Consider the following 15,610-nt stretch of genomic DNA (forward strand, 5'->3'; position numbering starts at 1 on the left):
GCCTCCTTCCCTCGTTATGGAAATTCGAAACGCGCCGCGATGCGCAGACGCCAGGGCGCGCTCAGCGGGCTCTCAACCACGCCGCGGCGGTTATAGGCGTGGATGAAGCTGGGACCGCCCTCCACCCGCGCGACGATCCCCAGATGCTTGGCGACAGAGCCCGAGCGCATCCGGAACAGCAGCACCTGCCCCCCGGCCAGCGCCGCCTCCGGTGCGACCGGCAACAGGTGGCGCAGCGCCGCCTGATGCAACAACTCGCGCCCGCCGCATTCGCCCCAATCGGCGCTGTAGGGCGGCGGCAACTCGGGCTCACAGCCGTGGTGCTCGCGCCAGATCCCCCGGATCAACCCCAGACAATCGCAGCCCGCGCCGATCCGGCTGGCCTGATGGACATAGGGCGTGCCGATCCAGCGCCGCGCCAGCGTGACTACATCCTCAGCCATGACGCCCCGCCGCCTGCGGCGCGATCAGCCAATCCTCGGGCGGCAGATGGGGAAAGCCGCGAAAGTTCAGGAAATTGGCAAATTTCGTTCGACAGGTCGCGGCGCGCTTGTCGCAACCGGCGGTCAGCCTCAGCCAGTCACCCGGTTGCGGGATGATCGCCAGAGGCTCCCACAGTTCCATCTCGCGCAGGCCGCCGGGGCTGGCCACATCGCTTTTGATGGCCGATTTCAGCCCCTCGGCACCGCCATCCAGAACCAGCAGCACGCCATGCTCGAACCAATCCGCATCATAGGCCGGAAAGTTGTTGAACCGAAACACACGGCCTTCGTCGCAACTGGCAAATCCGGTCTCGTGGCGCAGGCTGTCCGGCGTCAGATCGACCCGGCAGGCGGCATCGCCCAGACAGGCGGCGCAGCGCGGATGATAGACCCGGCCAAGCGGGGCGCCCAAAGGCTCGGTCAGCCCGCGCAACTCGGCCCGAAACGCGCCAGAGGCCCGCGTCACCTCGCCCAATGACCCGCTGAAGATCAGCCGCCGCTGCGACACATCACGCCAATCCACCTCCCACAGGCGCAGATCGGCGCCGTCCCAGCGGCCCGCCATCAGATCGCGCTCGGTAATGGCATCGTCGCTCAGCGCGCCCTCGGCCTCGGTATTGTCCACCGCCAGCCCGGCTCCCTGCATCAGCGCCCGCGCCGACAATCCGCTGTCGGGGCGAAACCGCATCCCCTCGAAACGCAGTTCGGTGTCGTGATCGGTAAAGCCCAGCCGCAACCCGTCCGCGCGCAGCACCGCCCAGGCCCGCGCCAAAGTCGTCGTGGTCATATCCGAACCTCCACCACCGGGATCTGCGGCATCTCTCCGGCCTGAAAGGACGCCACCGAAACCGAGATCCGATCCGTGTCGAACCGCACCGGCACATCGAACTCATAACCCGCCGTCACCGCCGCGCCGGCTTCGGGCGGTTCGTGAAAGGTGATCAGCCCGCGGTCGTGATCGACATCATAATCCGCCTCGAAGAAGCGCTCGTCGCCGCCGACGCCCGCCCGGACCAGCCCCCGCACCGGCTTGGTGATCGGCCGGGCATAGCGTGACGGCCCCGAGGCATAGGTCTTGGTCAGCGCGAAGGTGACGGTCTGGCCATCGCCCTGCGCGATCTCCTGATCGTCGAAGGCAGGCTCGCGCGATGGCGGACAGCTTTTGTAATCCGACCAGTCCTTCCAGCGGAACCCATGCATCTGCCCCGCCCGCGCCTCGAAAAACGCGACCAGCGCCGCCAGATCATCCAGCGAGCGCAACCCCATCCCCGCGTCATAGCGCCGACGCGCATGGACCCAGGGGGAATTGCGTTCCTCGAACCCGTTGGACAGGGTGACGATCTCGGTGCGCCGTTCAGGGCCGCCAATCGATCCGAATGACAGATTGGCGGGAAACCTCACCTCGTGAATTGCCATCTTCTCGCTCCTGCGTCATGTGTTGCGGTCGCCGCGCGCAAGGATGCGGCCCAACTGGCCCGCGATCTGCGACTGGCTGCGCTGGAAACCCGCGACATCGGGCGTGCTGACATTGATCGTGACATTGACCGGCCGGGTCGCACCGCCCTGCGCGGCCACCCCCAGACGACCGTCTGCGCCGCGCTTCAGCGGCATGATCGCCTCGGGGCCTGCCTCGCCCATAAGCCCGGTCGCATTGCGCATCGGGAAATGCGTGGGCGCGCTGACCACGCCGCCGCTGGCAAAGGGCATCACCCGGCCCTGCACGAAGCCGGCGCCCTGCGCAAAGGGCAGCGCACCGGACAGCATCTGGTTCATGCCTCCGGCAATCGTGCCCGCAACGGCCTGCCCGACGGGCCGCATCGCGATGGAATAGACCGTGTTCGCGATGCCCTGCCCGACGTTTTTCAGCGCATCGCTCAGCTTCAGCCCGTCGAAGATCAGCCCGTCAAAGGCACGGCGCAACCCGCGCTCGATGCCCCCGGTCAGCGTGCCGACCTCGCGCCCGGTCAGGATCATCGACTGCCGCAGACGCGACAATTCGGCCTCGAATTCCGATACGACGCGGCCATTGCCGTTCAGGCGCTGATCCAGCCGGTCCAGCGCCTGCCCATAAGTTTCATTCGCCATCTTGCTGGCCCCTCATCCCGTTATCCGTCCCGTCCGCACCCGCAGGGCGATCGGGAAAGCGTGCCTCAAGCTCGGCCAGACGCTGGCGGTTCATGGGCGGGCTAAACGCCTCGATGCCCAGGATTGCGGCCAGTTCCGCCGGGGTCAGCGCCCAGAACTCGGTCGGGCGCAGCCCCAGACCGTGCAGCCCCACCCGCATCAGACCGGCCCAGTCCAGCCCCCGCCCGGCCCTGCTCATGCGGCACCGCGAAAGGCCAGCGCCAGCAGTTCCGCGGCCTTTCGCGCCGCCCCCGCCGCGCCATCGCCGATATCGACCGTCAGCAGATCCCCGGCCCGGCCCTGCCAGCCGCCGCCGCGCAGACCGGCGACCAGAACCGCCAGCACATCGCGGCCGGAAAACTGCCCGGCCTCGAACCGTCCGATCAGCGCAATCAGGCTGTCGGCGCCCAGTTCATGCTCCAGCTCCGACAGCGCCCCCAGCGTCAGCCGCGCGACATGGCGCTGCCCGTCCAGCAACAGCTCGACCTCGCCCCGATGCGGATTGACCATCACAGCGCCACAAAGCTCAGCGCCCCGGCCGAGGCCAGCGACAACTCATAGGTGGCCTCGCCGTTATGGCTGCCGGAATATTCCAGCCCGGTGATCTGGAACGGGCCTTCGATGGTGCCGAAATCGGGGATCACCACCTGAAAGCGCGGCACCTCGGCGTCAAAGAAGATCTGTCGCGCCCGCCCATCGCTGTCGGCGTCGCGAAACACCCCCGACCCCGAGATCGAGGCGCTGCGGACCCCCGCGCCACCCAGCAATTCGCGCCAGCCGCCGGGGCTTTCCAGACTGGTCACATCGACGGTCTCGGCGTTGAAGGCCAGCCGTGTGGCCCGCAACCCGGCGACGGTTTCATAAGCGCCATCCCCCGTCATATCCATCTTGATCAGCAGATCGCGTCCATTCTGCACAGCCATTCGCCTGTCTCCTCAGCCAAGATCAATTCGCGCGCGAAAGGTCAGATCGACCCGGCGCGCCGTACTGTTTTCCACCCGGCGCGCCTTGGCGCGCAGGAACCAAAGCCCCGCCAGATGCCCGTGATCCAGTTCCAGCCCGCCACGCTCCAGCGCCTCGGTCACGGCCAGCGCGGCGGCCTTGACCATGCCGAAACCGCCGCTCTGGCTGGTGCCCGACAGGACCGAGATCTCGAAGTCATGGCGCGATCCGCGCGCCGTGACATCGCCCGCCTCCTCGACCTGTTCGGGGCCGATCGAGACATGCACGCCACTGGGCGGCTCGACCGGCATCGCATCGAAAATGGCGTCGCCCACCAGATCGCCCAGCGCCTCATCGCCGCGCAACCGTTCATAAACCGCCGCCTGAAGCGCGACGGAAGCGGCATAGCTCATGCCAGTTCCTCCTCTTTCGCAAAGCAGGTCAGCCAGCGCCCGGCCCGGTCCTGTTCGGCCACCGCCTCGATCACGAACAGGCGCTGATCCAGCCGGAACCGCTGTCCGGGCGCGGGCCTGCGCACATCGCCAACAGGCACGGCGCGCAAGGTGATCTGCCAGGTCACGACACTTTCGGCGCTGACCTCGGCCTGACGTTGCACGCCGGACCGCGCCGCCATCGCCGCCCAAAGCCAGCCCAGATGCCGCCATTCGATGCGATAGCCGCCCAGCCCGTCGCCTTCGCGGTCGGGATGTTCCAGTGCCAGCCGGACATTCAGCACAGGCGGGGCCATCAGCGAACCTCCCGGCTGCCGCGCCCTGCCAGAGTGCGAACGGCGCGCCATTTCTCGATCAGCGCGCTGACCCCGAATGGCAGCACGGCGCGGGCATCCGCATCGCTGCGATCCTCATAGTATCGCGCCGCCAGCATCAGCACCGCCTGCCCCAGATCGGGAGGCACCTGCTGCCACCCCTCGCCGAACCCGGCGATGAAACGCAGCGTGACAAAGCCCCGGCGCGGCACATGCGGCAGGATCACCCCGGTGGGCACGACCATCGGCCGTTGGTTGTCGGGGATCAGCCGCCAGCTGTCGGCAGGCAGCTGCGTGACCTGGCCCATGCCATCGTCGATCTCGATCGCCTCGACCATCAGAACCGGCGCCAGCGGCAGGGGCTGGCCCAGCCGGTCGCGCCAGTCATCCAGTTGCATGCGGAACCGCCGCGTCAGCAGCACCTTGCCGGTCCGCGCCTCGATCGTGGCGATCGCCGCGCGCAAGAACCCGGTCAAAGCCGCCGTTTCGGCGGGATCGTCGGCGATGCCGAACCCGGTTCCCAATCTCAAATGGTCGCGCAGCGCGGCGACAGGCAGCGCCTCCGCCGCAGGCGCCGTTTCCTCGATCAGCATCATCTCGCGAACCTCCCGTCCTGTCGTTCGCCACATCCATCAGAAAGGCGAAGGCCCCTTGCGCAGCCTTCGCCCGTCACCTGCCCGGAAGGCGGGAACGCGCCCGCGCGCCGGCCATCAGCCGCGCGGACAGTTGCCAAGCCGGAACAACCGACACCGCACGCGTTCCCGCCCCTCGCCCGAACCTTTCGGATCAGGCGAACTGCAACAGCTTGATGGCGCGGAAATCGGTCACGCCACCGCCGACGCGCTTGGTGGCATAGAACAGGACATGCGGCTTGGCGCTGAACGGATCGCGCAGCACCCGCAGATCGGGCCGCTCGACCACGGTATAGGCCGCATGGAAATCGCCGAACGCGATGGCCGAGGCGCCGACGTCGATATCCGGCATATCCTCGCTGATCAGCACCGGATGGCCCAGAAGCTGCGCCGACTGGCCCGCATTCAGCGCATCCGACCACAGGAACCGACCGTCGCCATCCTTCATCTTGCGCACGCGGGCGGCGGTCTTGGAATTCATCACGAAACTCGCATTCGCGCGATATTCTGCGCCAAGCGCATAGATCAGATCGATCAGCGCGTCGGCGGGCGCATCGTCATCAAAATCACCCATCATGCCGGTCTCCACGGTGCCGATCTGGCCATCACCGCCCTCGGGGGTGGCCGCAACCGGATAGGACAGGATGCCGCGCGGCTTGGCCACGCCGTCACCATTGATGAAGGCCGCCGCCTCGGCGCGCGCAAATCGGTCGGCGATCCGCTCGGCCAGCCAGGCCTCGACATCGAATGCCGCATCGTCCAGCAACCGCTGGCTGGCCTTGGGCATGGCCGACAGCTCGTGAACCGGGATCGAGATCCGCTCGACCCCGCCCGCCGTGGTTTCCTCGGTCGCAGTCTCGCTGGCCCAGCCCGCGCCCGGCTCGCCCTTGTCCACCAGCGCCTCATAAACCGCGCTCTCGACCGTCACGACATTGGCCAGACGACGCAGCGAGGCCCCCGACAACAGCACCCGCTGCACCGTTTCCGCCACCTGCGGCGCGGCCAGAAAACCGCCATCGCTGGCAACCGTCAGACCCTTTTCCTCGATCACCAGACCGCGCAGCCCGTCATCGTCGCCGGAACGAAGATAGGCGCTGAACGCCTTCTGATGCGGAACCTCGGTCTCGGCCACGGTGGACAGGGGCGCGCGGCCCCGGATGGCAGTCTTGCGATCAAGCATGTTCATACGCTCTTCCTGTGCTTGCAGTTTCATCTGAATATCCCCACGAAACTCCTTGAGTTCATTAACGAACCCAAACAGAGACGCCCTCAGGTCAACGGCCATGCCGTCGCTGTCCGCGGCTTTCACCTCGGTCATTGCCTTCTCCTCATCGCGATGAACGGGGCCTTACCGCCCCTGCCAATCGAAGCCGCCGCGACGGGCGGCACGAACCATGCGGCGCATCAGCCGATGCGCGCGAAACTCATGCCCGCAGCGCCTCGGTCGCCGCATCCAGCAGCCGGGCGATATCGTGCAATTCCTGCGCGTCCTTGCGCCCGACCCGCGCCTGAACCAGCATCGGAAAGGTCACCAGCGACACCTCCCACAGCTCAACCTCGGCCAGCGCCCGCCGGCCCTTGCCGTCACGCTCGGCCCGGATCGTGCGATAGCCGATGGACAGCCCGTCGATGGCCCCGGCCCCGATCAACGCCGCGGCCTCTCGGGCCTGCGCCACCTCGGGCAGTAACCGCCCCTTGACCCACAGCCCCTTGTCATCCTCGCGGATCTCGTCCCAGACCCCGATGGGTTGCGCGGGATCGTGCTGCCACAGCATCCGCACCCGCTCGCCCCCCGCCGCCAGACGCGCCAGCGACGCGCGGAACGCCCCCGGCAGCACCGCATCGCCCCCCTGATCGGTCAGCCCGAACAGGCTGGCATATCCCTCGATCACATGGCCATTGCTCAGCACCGGGGCGCCGCCCGCGAATTTTACCTCAAGTCCCGAAATCATCCCTCAGCCTCCTTTCGGCGCATAGTCCAGGATGCCCTGCACCGCCTGGGTCAGGATCACCGCAACCACGCCATAAACGGTCATCCACAGCCGCCGCTCCAACCCCTCGATCAGCGCCTCGATCCGTTCCAGCCGCTTCTCGACGGCGCCGAATTGCAGCGCCATGATCCGCTCCTGCGCCTCGAAACGCTGATCGTGCCAGATGCCGTCCCGCAAAAAGCGCGACCCCTCCACCGGCTCACCCATCGGCCTTCGGCGCCAGCCCCAGCAGCGCGCGCTTCTCGGCATCGGTCAGGAACGTCGCCTCGCCGATCCGCCGCCATTGCTGATCGCGTTCGGTCGCCAGCGCCGGAATCCCGTCGGGATCGGGGCGCAGATCGACCTCCTCGCCCAGATGCTCGGACAGCCACCACGCGACCGATGCCGATACCCGCGTCGCCAGCGGCAGAACGGTCAGGCGATAGAACGCCCGATGCGCCTCGGCATAGTTGGAATAGGTCGCATCACCCGGAATCCCCAGCAGCATCGGCGGCACGCCAAAGGCCAGCGCAATCTCGCGCGCGGCGGCCATCTTGGTCTCGTGAAACTCCATGTCGCTGGGGCTGAACCCCATCGGCTTCCAGTCCAGCCCGCCTTCCAGCAGCATCGGGCGCCCGGCATTGCGCGCACCCTGATGGTTCATCTCGATCTCGCCCACCAGCCGGTCATATTGCTCGGGCGACAGCACCCCCTGACCATCGGCGCCGCGATAGACAATCGCACCACTGGGCCGCGCCGCATTGTCCAGCAGCGCCTTCGACCAGGCCGAGGCACTGTTATGCACATCCAGCGCCACCGCCGCCGCCTGCATCGGCGACAACCCGTAATGGTCGTCCTGCGGGTGAAAGCTCTTGATATGGCAGATCGGATCGGGGCTGCCGGTCATGTCGAACCGATGCCTGCGCCCGCCCACCGCATATTCATAGGCCACCGGCCAGCCATCGGCACCCGGCACGATGCTCATCCGGTCCGCGCGCAGCACATGCAGCTCTTCCGGCAAGCCCGACGCGTCCAGCCCCACCGCCTCCAGATAGCCATTACCCGACAGCAGCATCTGCCCGAACAGCGCCTCGAACAACTCGGCCCTCCCCTGCCCCGGATTGGGCCGCCGCAACAGATCCATCAGCGGATGCGTCTCAAAGCGCCGCCCGCGATCCGCACAGATCAGCGGAACCGCCGCCGCCGCCTCGGCGATCAGCTTGACAGATCGGAACCCGACCGGATTGCCGACAAAGCCCCCGCGCGTCAGACTGGCCGTGTCCCGCGCCGACCAGACCGCCCGCCCCGAGCCGCTGGCAAAGGCGACCACCCGCCCGGTCGCGCTGGCCTTCCTCTCCGGCGCGAAAACATCCTTCGCCTCCCGCGAAAACAATCGAAACGCCATGCTCGCCTCCTTGCTCACCACGAAAAAGGCCGCCCCGCAGGGCAGCCCATCCATCTTTGGTGTATAAATATCCTCTGGGGTCGCCGGGTGGTGCACCATTGGTTGGGGAACCACCCGGCGACCGGGCGGAAAGCCCCCGGCCTTGCCGTCACAAAACCCGCATCTGCGGTCGCCGCCAACCCGCCGCCGGTTCGATCATCAACTCATGGATCGCCCAGACCAGCGCATCCAGCCGGTCGGGCGATCCGCGCCCCTCGAAACCGCGCACCGTCATCTGGCACATCTGATCCTCCAGCGCGCCCAGCCCCCGCAAATGCCTGACCCGCCCCTGCTCGTAAAGCGCGGCGACAGGCTCTGCCCGCAGCCCCTTGCCCCGCCCGGCCCGCAAGGCCCGGAACGGCACCAGAGGATCGACCTGCCGGATCACGCTTTCCACCAGATCGCCGCCCTGATTGACCTCGGCCACCAGCTTTTCGGCGCCGTGCCGGTCCATCGCCGCGATCGCCGCCCGCGCCCAGTCCAGCGGCCCGCCCCTGATGGTCGCATCCTCCAGCACGAAGGCCCGCCAGTCGCGCGGCTCGCCCTCGGCCAGCACACCCGCGACCACGATGCCGCATTCGTCGCTGGCCTTGCCCGCTGTCACCGCCGGATCGACCGCGACCACGATCCGGCTCAGCTTCGGCGCCGACTCGACCCGGCAACCCTCCAGCCCGGTCGTGGTCCACAGCGCGCCCTCGACATCGTCCAGCAGCACGCCCTCCAGTTCCTGCCGCCCCAGCCGCGTGCCGCCATAGCGCGCCTGAACCTCGGCCAGAAAGCTCTCGGCCAGCCAGGCCCGGTTCGCCTCGGTCGGCGCATGGGTCGTCACGGTGCTGGCATTGCCAAGGATCCGCTTCAGCACGCCGACATTGCGCGGCGTGGTGGTGACCACCTGCTGGGGATGCTCGCCCAGACGCAGCGCGAATTGCAGCATGTCCCAGACCTCCTCGGCCTTCTTCCACTTGGCCAGTTCATCCGCCCAGGCCGCGTCGAACTGAGGTCCGCGCAGCGCCTCGGGCTCATGGGCGCTGTAAACCGTCGCCGTCGCGCCATTGGCCCAGACCAGCCGCCGCCGCCCGGCCTCCCAGACCGGACGGCGATCGGGGGGCGAGCAGGCCAGAATGCCCGACTCGCCCATCACCATCACCTCGCGCGCCTGATCAAAGGTCTCTCCGACCAGCGCGACGCGGCGGCAACGGCCCGGCGCGGCGGCGGTCGGCCCCTCGACCATACGCCGCACCCATTCGGACCCGGCGCGGGTCTTGCCCGCGCCACGCCCGCCCATGATGACCCAGCTTTTCCAGTCGCCCTCCGGGGGCAGCTGATGCGGCAAGGCCCAGAACTCGAACAGCCAGGGCAGCGACAACAGCGCATTGTCGCCCAGCCCTCCCAGAAACGCGTCAACCTGTTCCGGCGCGGCGCAGGCAAGCCAGGCGGCGCCCGATTTCATCTCGTGCCGCGTCAAGGTCGAGGCCACCTCCTCCGACCCCGCCGGCGATATCCTTGCGAAGTTTGTCAACCCTGTTCCTTTCCACCATCAGCAGATGAACCGCCTCGCGGACGGTCCGGGCCGTCTCGACGGCCTTCTTCAGCCGCGCCGGATCGACCTCGCCCATGCCCTTCGCCTCAAGCTCGGCATGATGCGCGCGAAGATCCCGGACATAGGCCCAGAACAACCCTTCGGCGACGGCAATCGCCTCTTCGGGCGGGATCGGTGCATTGTCCTGCCCGCCATCGGCGGCCAGCCCCTCGCTGGACCCTTCGCCATGAAAGGACCCTCGGGATCACCGATCCCGCCCCACTGCATATCATTCATTCGAACTGTCCCGCCTCGTGTCCTGTCCGCACGAGCCCAGAAACAAACAAAGCGGCCCAAGGGGTCGCCCCCCGGCCGCTTGCCCATTTCTCCCAGCATGGATAAGTTCTACCCTCAGGCGTTCTCCAAGTCAACGGCTAACCCCTAAGGCGAGAGTCGACGGCCGATTAGAAGCACCTTTACAACAGGTTACGCAGCGCAACACCCCATGCGCACGCTGCGCAACATGACCCGTCCAGACGGGTTGCACAGCCGGATCCACCGCGAATCCGGCACCGCAACAGGGTGTCAGCCCTTCTTCTTGCCCGGCGATTTCGCCCGCGCCTCGGTGGCCGAGGCGATCGCATTGGCGGCCTCGTCCTGCATCTTCTGGGCATAGCTGACCATCTGCGCGGCATAGGCCTCGGCCCAATCCGCGAAATCGCCGCCCTGCATCTTGCCGGCGGCCACGCGCATTTCTTCGCCGCGCGCCTTCATCTTCTCGAACTGATCTTCCCAGGCGCTGTGCATGGTTTCCCATTGCTTGCGCACATTCTCGCCCGCCTCGTCGAAATAGCCGCGCATCTGCCGGTTCATCTCGTCCTGCCGCTCCAGCGCGGCATCCTGCCATTTGCGCACATTGCCGATCATCTCTTCGTTGCGCGCGGTCAGATCCTTCTGCCATTCGCTTGCGCGTTCCTCGAAGGCGCGGGCATTCTCGGCAAGGGTCGAAAACATATCGGACAGTTTCATCGGCATATCTCCTGATGACGAACGCAACGGGGCAGGCCGTGAAATCCGAATGCACAAAACCCGCCCCCGTGCCGACAAGCCTGCGACACCCGGGGCGGGTCTGTCAAATATTTCACGCCGCGAAACGGCTCAGCCGTCGCCCTGCACCGGACTGTCGGCAGGCTCGCCGCGCTGCCGCTCGATCTCGCGCCAGCGGGCCACGGCGGCGTTATGTTCCTCCAATGTACGAGAGAACGCGTGCCCCCCAGTCCCATCGGCGACGAAGAAGATGTAATCCGTCGTATCCGGGTTCAGCGCCGCATGGATCGCGGCCCGTCCCGGATTGGCAATCGGCGTGGGCGGCAAACCATCGACGCGATAGGTGTTATAGGGCGTCACCGTGTTCAGTTCCGACCGCCGCAATCCGCGGTCAAGGATCCCCTGCCCGCCGGTCACGCCATAGATCACCGTCGGGTCGGTCTCCAGTCGCATCCCCCGCTCCAGCCGGTTGACGAAAACGCTGGCCACCTGCGGGCGTTCGGACGCGACGCCGGTTTCCTTCTCGACGATCGAGGCCATGATCAGCGCCTCCTGCGGATTGTCATAGGGCAGCCCGAAAGGCCGCGCCTCCCATTCCGCCGCAAGGATCGCCTCTTGCCGCCGCGCCATCTCGGCCAGAATGGCGGCGCGGTCATCGCCCTTGTTCACCGCATAGGTATCCGGCGCCAGACTGCCCTCGGCAGGCAGTTCGGACACCTCGCCCGACAGAAACTCGGCCGCCTTCAGTGCCTCGACCACCTGCCAGCTTGTCACGCCCTCGGCCATGACGACGCGCAGGCGCAGATCGTCACGGTCCTCGGCTTCGGCGATAACTTCGGGGCGCTCGGCGCTGGCCGGGTTATAGCGGGCCATTTCCTCATAGGCGCCGGTTTCGGAATTCATGTCGCGCAGCAGGATGTTCGTCTCGCGTACACCGACCAGAACGATCACCTCGGTGCCGCAGGTCGAAGGCCCGCCCGCCGTCACCGTACCGATGATATCCTCCATGCTGGCACCCGGCTGCATCAGATAGCTGCCGAATTTCAGCTGCCCCGCCTTGCCCATGTAATCGGCCCCGGCGCGAAAGATATAAGCGTTCGAGATCGCCCCCTGATCGGCCAGTTGCTGACTGACCGCGTTCAGACTGGCCCCCGGCGCCACCTGCACGCATTGCGCCACCTGGCTGGGTCCGGGTCCGGTGAATTCCTGCCGCGCCCAGGCAACGGCGGCGGCGGCGGCAATCAGCAGAACGATCGCCAGCGTCAGGAAGTTCGAGGCGATATTGCGCCACATCAGTCGGCAACCCGGCCAAGGATCAGACAGGCATTGGTGCCGCCGAAGCCAAAGCTGTTGGACAGGGCCACATCCACCTTGCGTCGCACGGCGGCATTGGCGGCCAGATCCAGTCTGGGCGTTACGGCGGGATTGTCCAGATTGATCGTCGGCGGACAGATCTGGTCACGGATCGCAAGGGTACAGAAAATCGCCTCGACCGCGCCCGCCGCGCCCAGCAGATGGCCGATGCTGGACTTGGTCGAGGACATCACGACATCCCCCGCATGATCGCCCAACAGCCGCTCGACCGCGTTCAGCTCGATGGTGTCTGCCATGGTCGAGGTGCCATGCGCGTTGATGTAATCAATCTGCTCGGGCGCAAGACCCGCCGAGCGCAAGGCGTTCTGCATGGCGCGAAAACCGCCATCGCCATCCTCGCTGGGGGCGGTGATGTGATAGGCATCGCCCGACAGACCATAGCCCAGAACCTCGGCATAGATCTTCGCGCCACGCGTCTTCGCGTGCTCGTATTCTTCCAGCACGACGACGCCTGCACCTTCGCCCATGACGAAACCGTCTCGATCCACGTCATAGGGACGGCTGGCCGCCTTCGGATCATCCCCACGCTTGGTGGACAGCGCCTTGCAGGCGTTGAAGCCCGCGATCCCGATCTCGCAGATCGGCGCCTCGGCGCCGCCCGCGACCATCACATCGGCATCCCCCAGCATGATCAGCCGCGCCGCATCGCCAATGGCATGCGCCCCGGTCGAACAGGCGGTAACGACGGCATGGTTCGGCCCCTTGAAGCCGAAGCGGATCGACACCTGCCCCGAGACAAGGTTGATCAGCGCGCCGGGAATGAAGAAGGGGCTGACCCGCTTCGGCCCACGCTCCTTGATCAGCACCGCAGTCTCGGCGATCGAGGTCAGCCCGCCAATGCCCGACCCGATCATGACGCCGGTCCGCAAGCGGCCCTCCTCATCCTCGGGCTGCCAGCCGGAATCCTTCACCGCCTGCGTCGCCGCGGCCATGCCATAAAGGATGAAATCATCGACCTTGCGCCGGTCCTTCGGCTCCATCCAGTCATCTGGATTGAAGCTGCCATCACTGCCATCGCCTACAGGAATCTCGCAGGCATATTGCGTCACGACATCCTTCGCATCGAAGCGCGTGATCGGCCCGGCCCCGGATTGTCCCGCCAGCAGACGTTCCCACGTCGCCTCGACACCCGAAGCCAAAGGCGTGACCATCCCCAGTCCGGTGACAACAACCCTGCGCATAGGCATATCCTTCAAGCCATTTTTCGTTCCGTCCTGATACAGTCTCCGCTTTCCCCGCGCAACGCTGCGTCTGCGGCATAAGCGGCAGCGGACAGAAAGGGGGCTCGCCGCCCCCTCTTGGCCTGCGGCCAATTCACCCCGCAGGTATTTTCAAGGAGCGCGAGGGAATGAAGAACAGGCGCGAACCCGCCTCTCGCACTCCTTCAAAATACCTTACGGGGGGTCCGGGGGGTGTAAAACCCCCCGGCGGTCGCGGGACGCAATACGTGGTTTCAGATCAGGCGGGCCGCGCGGAAATCGGTGCGCAGGTCGCGTTCGGGGCGCGGGCCGACATGGCCGATCACTTCGGCGGCGGCCATGCAGGCCATGCGGCCAGCGACCTCCAGCGGCGCGCCGGTTGCCAGGCCATAGATCAGGCCAGCGGCGAACTGATCGCCGGCCCCTGTGGCATCGACCGGCACCACCGGGTTTACCGGCGCGCTGATGCGTTCGCCATCGCGGATCAGGATTGCATCCTGACCCGAGCGGGTGCAAATCACCGTGCCGCAATCCGCGACAGCCTGGCTCAATGCCTCATCGAGGGTGTCGGTCTGGTAAAGAGCAGTCCATTCCTGCTGGTTTCCGATGACATAGTCCATCGGACCGGCGACCAGTCTGCGGAAATCCTCGCGGTGGCGGTCGACACAGAAGGGATCGGACAGCGCGATTCCCGCGCGCCCGCCCGCCGCGTGGCAGGCATCGGCCGCCTTGAGAAAAGCCTCTTTCCCCTTCGGCTTGTCGAACAGATAGCCTTCCAGAAACAGCCAGCCCGCCCCCTGGAACACAGCGGGGTTCACGTCATCCGGCCCAAGCTCTGCCGAGATGCCCAGATAGGTGTTCATCGACCGCTCTCCATCCGGTGTGACGAAGATGATGCTGCGCGATGTCGGCAATTGCTCGCCGGCCACCGGCGGATTGACGAAGACCGTGCCCGCGCCCTCGGTCTGTTCGGCATAGGACAGTCCCAGCGGGTCATCCGCGACCCGGCCGATGAAGGCGGTCTTCAGCCCCAGCATTCCGATCCCGGCCAGCGTATTGGCAACCGAGCCGCCGGGCACCAGCCGCGACTGCGCCCGTCCCGGCCCGTGATCGTCCGCCTGCGCCGCCATCAGATATTCCGACCGCTCGCGCTCGATCAGCTGCATGATTCCCTTCTGCACGCCAAGCGCCTGCAACCGCGCCTCGTCGGTCGGCGCGATCACGTCCATCACCGCATTGCCGATGCCGATCACATAGGGGGTGGTCATCCGGTCTTCTCCTCATAGGGGCACAGGTCGTTGATGATGCAGACCGCGCAGCGCGGGCGCCGCGCCTGACAGATATAGCGGCCATGCAGGATCAGCCAGTGATGGGCATGTTGCTGAAAGCGGACCGGAACATTGTCCTCGATGGCGCGCTCGACCTCATCGACATCGCGGCCCGGCGCGATCCGGGTGCGGTTGCCGACGCGGAAGATATGCGTGTCCACTGCCTGCGAAGAATGGCCGAAGGCGCTGTTCAGCACCACATTGGCGGTCTTGCGACCGACGCCCGGCAGGCTCATCAGCGCGCTTCGGCTGTCGGGGACCTCGCCGCCGTAATCCTCGACCAGGATGCGCGACATGGCGATCACGTTCTTCGCCTTCTGCCGGAACAGGCCGATGGTCTTGATGTGCTCGGTCACGCCCTCCAGCCCCAGATCCAGCATCTTCTGCGGCGTGTCGGCAATCGCGAACAGACCTCTGGTCGCCTTGTTCACTCCGACATCGGTCGCCTGCGCCGACAGCGCCACCGCCACCACCAGCGTATAGGGGTTGGTGAAGTTCAGCTCTGTTTCCGGGGTTGGGTTGGATTCGGCCAGCCGCGAGAAGATCGCGACCTGATCGGCGAACGGAAGGGCGGGCGGGATGGAGCGGGTCTTGGCCATGGCGCCCCCTATTGGCCCCACGGGCGGCGCAATGCAAGCTTTGGTCGATATGGCCGGGCACTATGGCGGGCGAAATCCGCCCATCGCCGGAATGTGACGCAAGTTCAGTCCATTCCGCGCAACAGACTGCTTCACATTCGGACGGAACTGCGACAGCCTGACGCGCGTTGGACGGTCAGCCGGG

21 protein-coding genes are annotated in these 15,610 nt (G+C 66.5%); all 21 read right to left on the bottom strand.

The window, feature by feature from the left end; all coding sequences use genetic code 11:
* Positions 1–14: 14 nt before the first annotated feature.
* The gene (locus tag JHW40_RS16820; RefSeq protein ID WP_090610992.1) at positions 15–443 is read right to left on the bottom strand and encodes a C40 family peptidase; all 429 of its coding nucleotides are present in this window, start codon (positions 441–443) and stop codon (positions 15–17) included.
* Positions 436–1,269: a DUF2163 domain-containing protein gene (locus JHW40_RS16825; protein ID WP_090610993.1), complete on the bottom strand. Its 834-nt coding sequence runs from the start codon at positions 1,267–1,269 to the stop codon at positions 436–438. Before JHW40_RS16825 ends, JHW40_RS16820 begins: the two co-directional genes overlap by 8 nt.
* Positions 1,266–1,898 carry a DUF2460 domain-containing protein gene (locus JHW40_RS16830; protein WP_090610994.1) on the bottom strand — a complete coding sequence of 211 codons (633 nt, stop codon included), beginning with the start codon at positions 1,896–1,898 and terminating at the stop codon, positions 1,266–1,268. The genes JHW40_RS16825 and JHW40_RS16830 overlap by 4 nt, the downstream gene beginning before the upstream one ends.
* A gap of 15 nt (positions 1,899–1,913) precedes the next feature.
* Positions 1,914–2,567, bottom strand: coding sequence for a phage tail tape measure protein (locus tag JHW40_RS16835; RefSeq protein WP_090610995.1), 654 nt, complete (start codon positions 2,565–2,567; stop codon positions 1,914–1,916).
* Entirely contained in the window at positions 2,557–2,805 is a 249-nt protein-coding gene (locus tag JHW40_RS16840; RefSeq protein ID WP_090610996.1) for a rcc01693 family protein, read from the bottom strand. The genes JHW40_RS16835 and JHW40_RS16840 overlap by 11 nt, the downstream gene beginning before the upstream one ends.
* Positions 2,802–3,116, bottom strand: a complete 315-nt coding sequence (locus JHW40_RS16845; protein ID WP_090610997.1) for a gene transfer agent family protein — start codon at positions 3,114–3,116, stop codon at positions 2,802–2,804. The genes JHW40_RS16840 and JHW40_RS16845 overlap by 4 nt, the downstream gene beginning before the upstream one ends.
* Positions 3,116–3,529: a phage major tail protein, TP901-1 family gene (locus tag JHW40_RS16850; RefSeq protein WP_090610998.1), complete on the bottom strand. Its 414-nt coding sequence runs from the start codon at positions 3,527–3,529 to the stop codon at positions 3,116–3,118. The genes JHW40_RS16845 and JHW40_RS16850 overlap by 1 nt, the downstream gene beginning before the upstream one ends.
* A gap of 12 nt (positions 3,530–3,541) precedes the next feature.
* Complete coding sequence (locus JHW40_RS16855; protein WP_090610999.1) at positions 3,542–3,961, bottom strand: DUF3168 domain-containing protein; 420 nt, start codon at positions 3,959–3,961, stop codon at positions 3,542–3,544.
* Positions 3,958–4,296 (bottom strand): head-tail adaptor protein, encoded by a 339-nt coding sequence (locus tag JHW40_RS16860; protein WP_090611000.1) that lies wholly within the window; start codon positions 4,294–4,296, stop codon positions 3,958–3,960. Before JHW40_RS16860 ends, JHW40_RS16855 begins: the two co-directional genes overlap by 4 nt.
* Positions 4,296–4,910, bottom strand: coding sequence for a head-tail connector protein (locus JHW40_RS16865; RefSeq protein WP_090611001.1), 615 nt, complete (start codon positions 4,908–4,910; stop codon positions 4,296–4,298). The genes JHW40_RS16860 and JHW40_RS16865 overlap by 1 nt, the downstream gene beginning before the upstream one ends.
* Before the next feature lie 190 nt (positions 4,911–5,100).
* Positions 5,101–6,264 (bottom strand): phage major capsid protein, encoded by a 1,164-nt coding sequence (locus tag JHW40_RS16870; protein WP_090611002.1) that lies wholly within the window; start codon positions 6,262–6,264, stop codon positions 5,101–5,103.
* Between the two features lie 106 nt (positions 6,265–6,370).
* A complete protein-coding gene (locus tag JHW40_RS16875; RefSeq protein ID WP_090611003.1) occupies positions 6,371–6,898 on the bottom strand; it encodes an HK97 family phage prohead protease in 528 nt (175 codons plus the stop codon).
* Between the two features lie 3 nt (positions 6,899–6,901).
* Complete coding sequence (locus JHW40_RS16880) at positions 6,902–7,144, bottom strand: GTA head formation protein, RCAP_rcc01685 family (RefSeq protein WP_244519132.1); 243 nt, start codon at positions 7,142–7,144, stop codon at positions 6,902–6,904.
* Entirely contained in the window at positions 7,137–8,321 is a 1,185-nt protein-coding gene (locus JHW40_RS16885; protein WP_090611076.1) for a phage portal protein, read from the bottom strand. The genes JHW40_RS16880 and JHW40_RS16885 overlap by 8 nt, the downstream gene beginning before the upstream one ends.
* Positions 8,322–8,469: 148 nt before the next feature.
* Positions 8,470–9,810: a DNA-packaging protein gene (locus JHW40_RS16890; RefSeq protein WP_090611004.1), complete on the bottom strand. Its 1,341-nt coding sequence runs from the start codon at positions 9,808–9,810 to the stop codon at positions 8,470–8,472.
* A complete protein-coding gene (locus JHW40_RS16895; RefSeq protein ID WP_139208117.1) occupies positions 9,761–9,976 on the bottom strand; it encodes a hypothetical protein in 216 nt (71 codons plus the stop codon). Before JHW40_RS16895 ends, JHW40_RS16890 begins: the two co-directional genes overlap by 50 nt.
* Before the next feature lie 488 nt (positions 9,977–10,464).
* Positions 10,465–10,908 carry a hypothetical protein gene (locus JHW40_RS16900; protein ID WP_090611006.1) on the bottom strand — a complete coding sequence of 148 codons (444 nt, stop codon included), beginning with the start codon at positions 10,906–10,908 and terminating at the stop codon, positions 10,465–10,467.
* Between the two features lie 129 nt (positions 10,909–11,037).
* Positions 11,038–12,219, bottom strand: coding sequence for an endolytic transglycosylase MltG (gene mltG / locus JHW40_RS16905; RefSeq protein ID WP_170851756.1), 1,182 nt, complete (start codon positions 12,217–12,219; stop codon positions 11,038–11,040).
* The gene (gene fabF / locus JHW40_RS16910; protein WP_090611008.1) at positions 12,219–13,481 is read right to left on the bottom strand and encodes a beta-ketoacyl-ACP synthase II; all 1,263 of its coding nucleotides are present in this window, start codon (positions 13,479–13,481) and stop codon (positions 12,219–12,221) included. The genes mltG and fabF overlap by 1 nt, the downstream gene beginning before the upstream one ends.
* Positions 13,482–13,753: 272 nt before the next feature.
* Complete coding sequence (locus JHW40_RS16915; protein ID WP_090611009.1) at positions 13,754–14,767, bottom strand: adenosine kinase; 1,014 nt, start codon at positions 14,765–14,767, stop codon at positions 13,754–13,756.
* Complete coding sequence (gene nth, locus JHW40_RS16920) at positions 14,764–15,426, bottom strand: endonuclease III (RefSeq protein ID WP_090611010.1); 663 nt, start codon at positions 15,424–15,426, stop codon at positions 14,764–14,766. Before nth ends, JHW40_RS16915 begins: the two co-directional genes overlap by 4 nt.
* Between the last annotated feature and the right edge of the window lie 184 nt (positions 15,427–15,610).

The organism is Paracoccus alcaliphilus (assembly GCF_028553725.1).
Lineage (GTDB): Bacteria > Pseudomonadota > Alphaproteobacteria > Rhodobacterales > Rhodobacteraceae > Paracoccus > Paracoccus alcaliphilus.

Excerpts from the sequence above, each read along its gene's own strand:
- JHW40_RS16820 (WP_090610992.1), bottom strand. The coding sequence starts at position 443 with ATGGCTGAGGATGTAGTCACGCTGGCGCGGCGCTGGATCGGCACGCCC.
- JHW40_RS16825 (WP_090610993.1), bottom strand. The coding sequence starts at position 1,269 with ATGACCACGACGACTTTGGCGCGGGCCTGGGCGGTGCTGCGCGCGGAC.
- JHW40_RS16830 (WP_090610994.1), bottom strand. The coding sequence starts at position 1,898 with ATGGCAATTCACGAGGTGAGGTTTCCCGCCAATCTGTCATTCGGATCG.
- JHW40_RS16835 (WP_090610995.1), bottom strand. The coding sequence starts at position 2,567 with ATGGCGAATGAAACTTATGGGCAGGCGCTGGACCGGCTGGATCAGCGC.
- JHW40_RS16840 (WP_090610996.1), bottom strand. The coding sequence starts at position 2,805 with ATGAGCAGGGCCGGGCGGGGGCTGGACTGGGCCGGTCTGATGCGGGTG.
- JHW40_RS16845 (WP_090610997.1), bottom strand. The coding sequence starts at position 3,116 with ATGGTCAATCCGCATCGGGGCGAGGTCGAGCTGTTGCTGGACGGGCAG.
- JHW40_RS16850 (WP_090610998.1), bottom strand. The coding sequence starts at position 3,529 with ATGGCTGTGCAGAATGGACGCGATCTGCTGATCAAGATGGATATGACG.
- JHW40_RS16855 (WP_090610999.1), bottom strand. The coding sequence starts at position 3,961 with ATGAGCTATGCCGCTTCCGTCGCGCTTCAGGCGGCGGTTTATGAACGG.
- JHW40_RS16860 (WP_090611000.1), bottom strand. The coding sequence starts at position 4,296 with ATGGCCCCGCCTGTGCTGAATGTCCGGCTGGCACTGGAACATCCCGAC.
- JHW40_RS16865 (WP_090611001.1), bottom strand. The coding sequence starts at position 4,910 with ATGATGCTGATCGAGGAAACGGCGCCTGCGGCGGAGGCGCTGCCTGTC.
- JHW40_RS16870 (WP_090611002.1), bottom strand. The coding sequence starts at position 6,264 with ATGACCGAGGTGAAAGCCGCGGACAGCGACGGCATGGCCGTTGACCTG.
- JHW40_RS16875 (WP_090611003.1), bottom strand. The coding sequence starts at position 6,898 with ATGATTTCGGGACTTGAGGTAAAATTCGCGGGCGGCGCCCCGGTGCTG.
- JHW40_RS16880 (WP_244519132.1), bottom strand. The coding sequence starts at position 7,144 with ATGGGTGAGCCGGTGGAGGGGTCGCGCTTTTTGCGGGACGGCATCTGG.
- JHW40_RS16885 (WP_090611076.1), bottom strand. The coding sequence starts at position 8,321 with ATGGCGTTTCGATTGTTTTCGCGGGAGGCGAAGGATGTTTTCGCGCCG.
- JHW40_RS16890 (WP_090611004.1), bottom strand. The coding sequence starts at position 9,810 with ATGAAATCGGGCGCCGCCTGGCTTGCCTGCGCCGCGCCGGAACAGGTT.
- JHW40_RS16895 (WP_139208117.1), bottom strand. The coding sequence starts at position 9,976 with ATGGGCGAGGTCGATCCGGCGCGGCTGAAGAAGGCCGTCGAGACGGCC.
- JHW40_RS16900 (WP_090611006.1), bottom strand. The coding sequence starts at position 10,908 with ATGAAACTGTCCGATATGTTTTCGACCCTTGCCGAGAATGCCCGCGCC.
- mltG (WP_170851756.1), bottom strand. The coding sequence starts at position 12,219 with ATGTGGCGCAATATCGCCTCGAACTTCCTGACGCTGGCGATCGTTCTG.
- fabF (WP_090611008.1), bottom strand. The coding sequence starts at position 13,481 with ATGCGCAGGGTTGTTGTCACCGGACTGGGGATGGTCACGCCTTTGGCT.
- JHW40_RS16915 (WP_090611009.1), bottom strand. The coding sequence starts at position 14,767 with ATGACCACCCCCTATGTGATCGGCATCGGCAATGCGGTGATGGACGTG.
- nth (WP_090611010.1), bottom strand. The coding sequence starts at position 15,426 with ATGGCCAAGACCCGCTCCATCCCGCCCGCCCTTCCGTTCGCCGATCAG.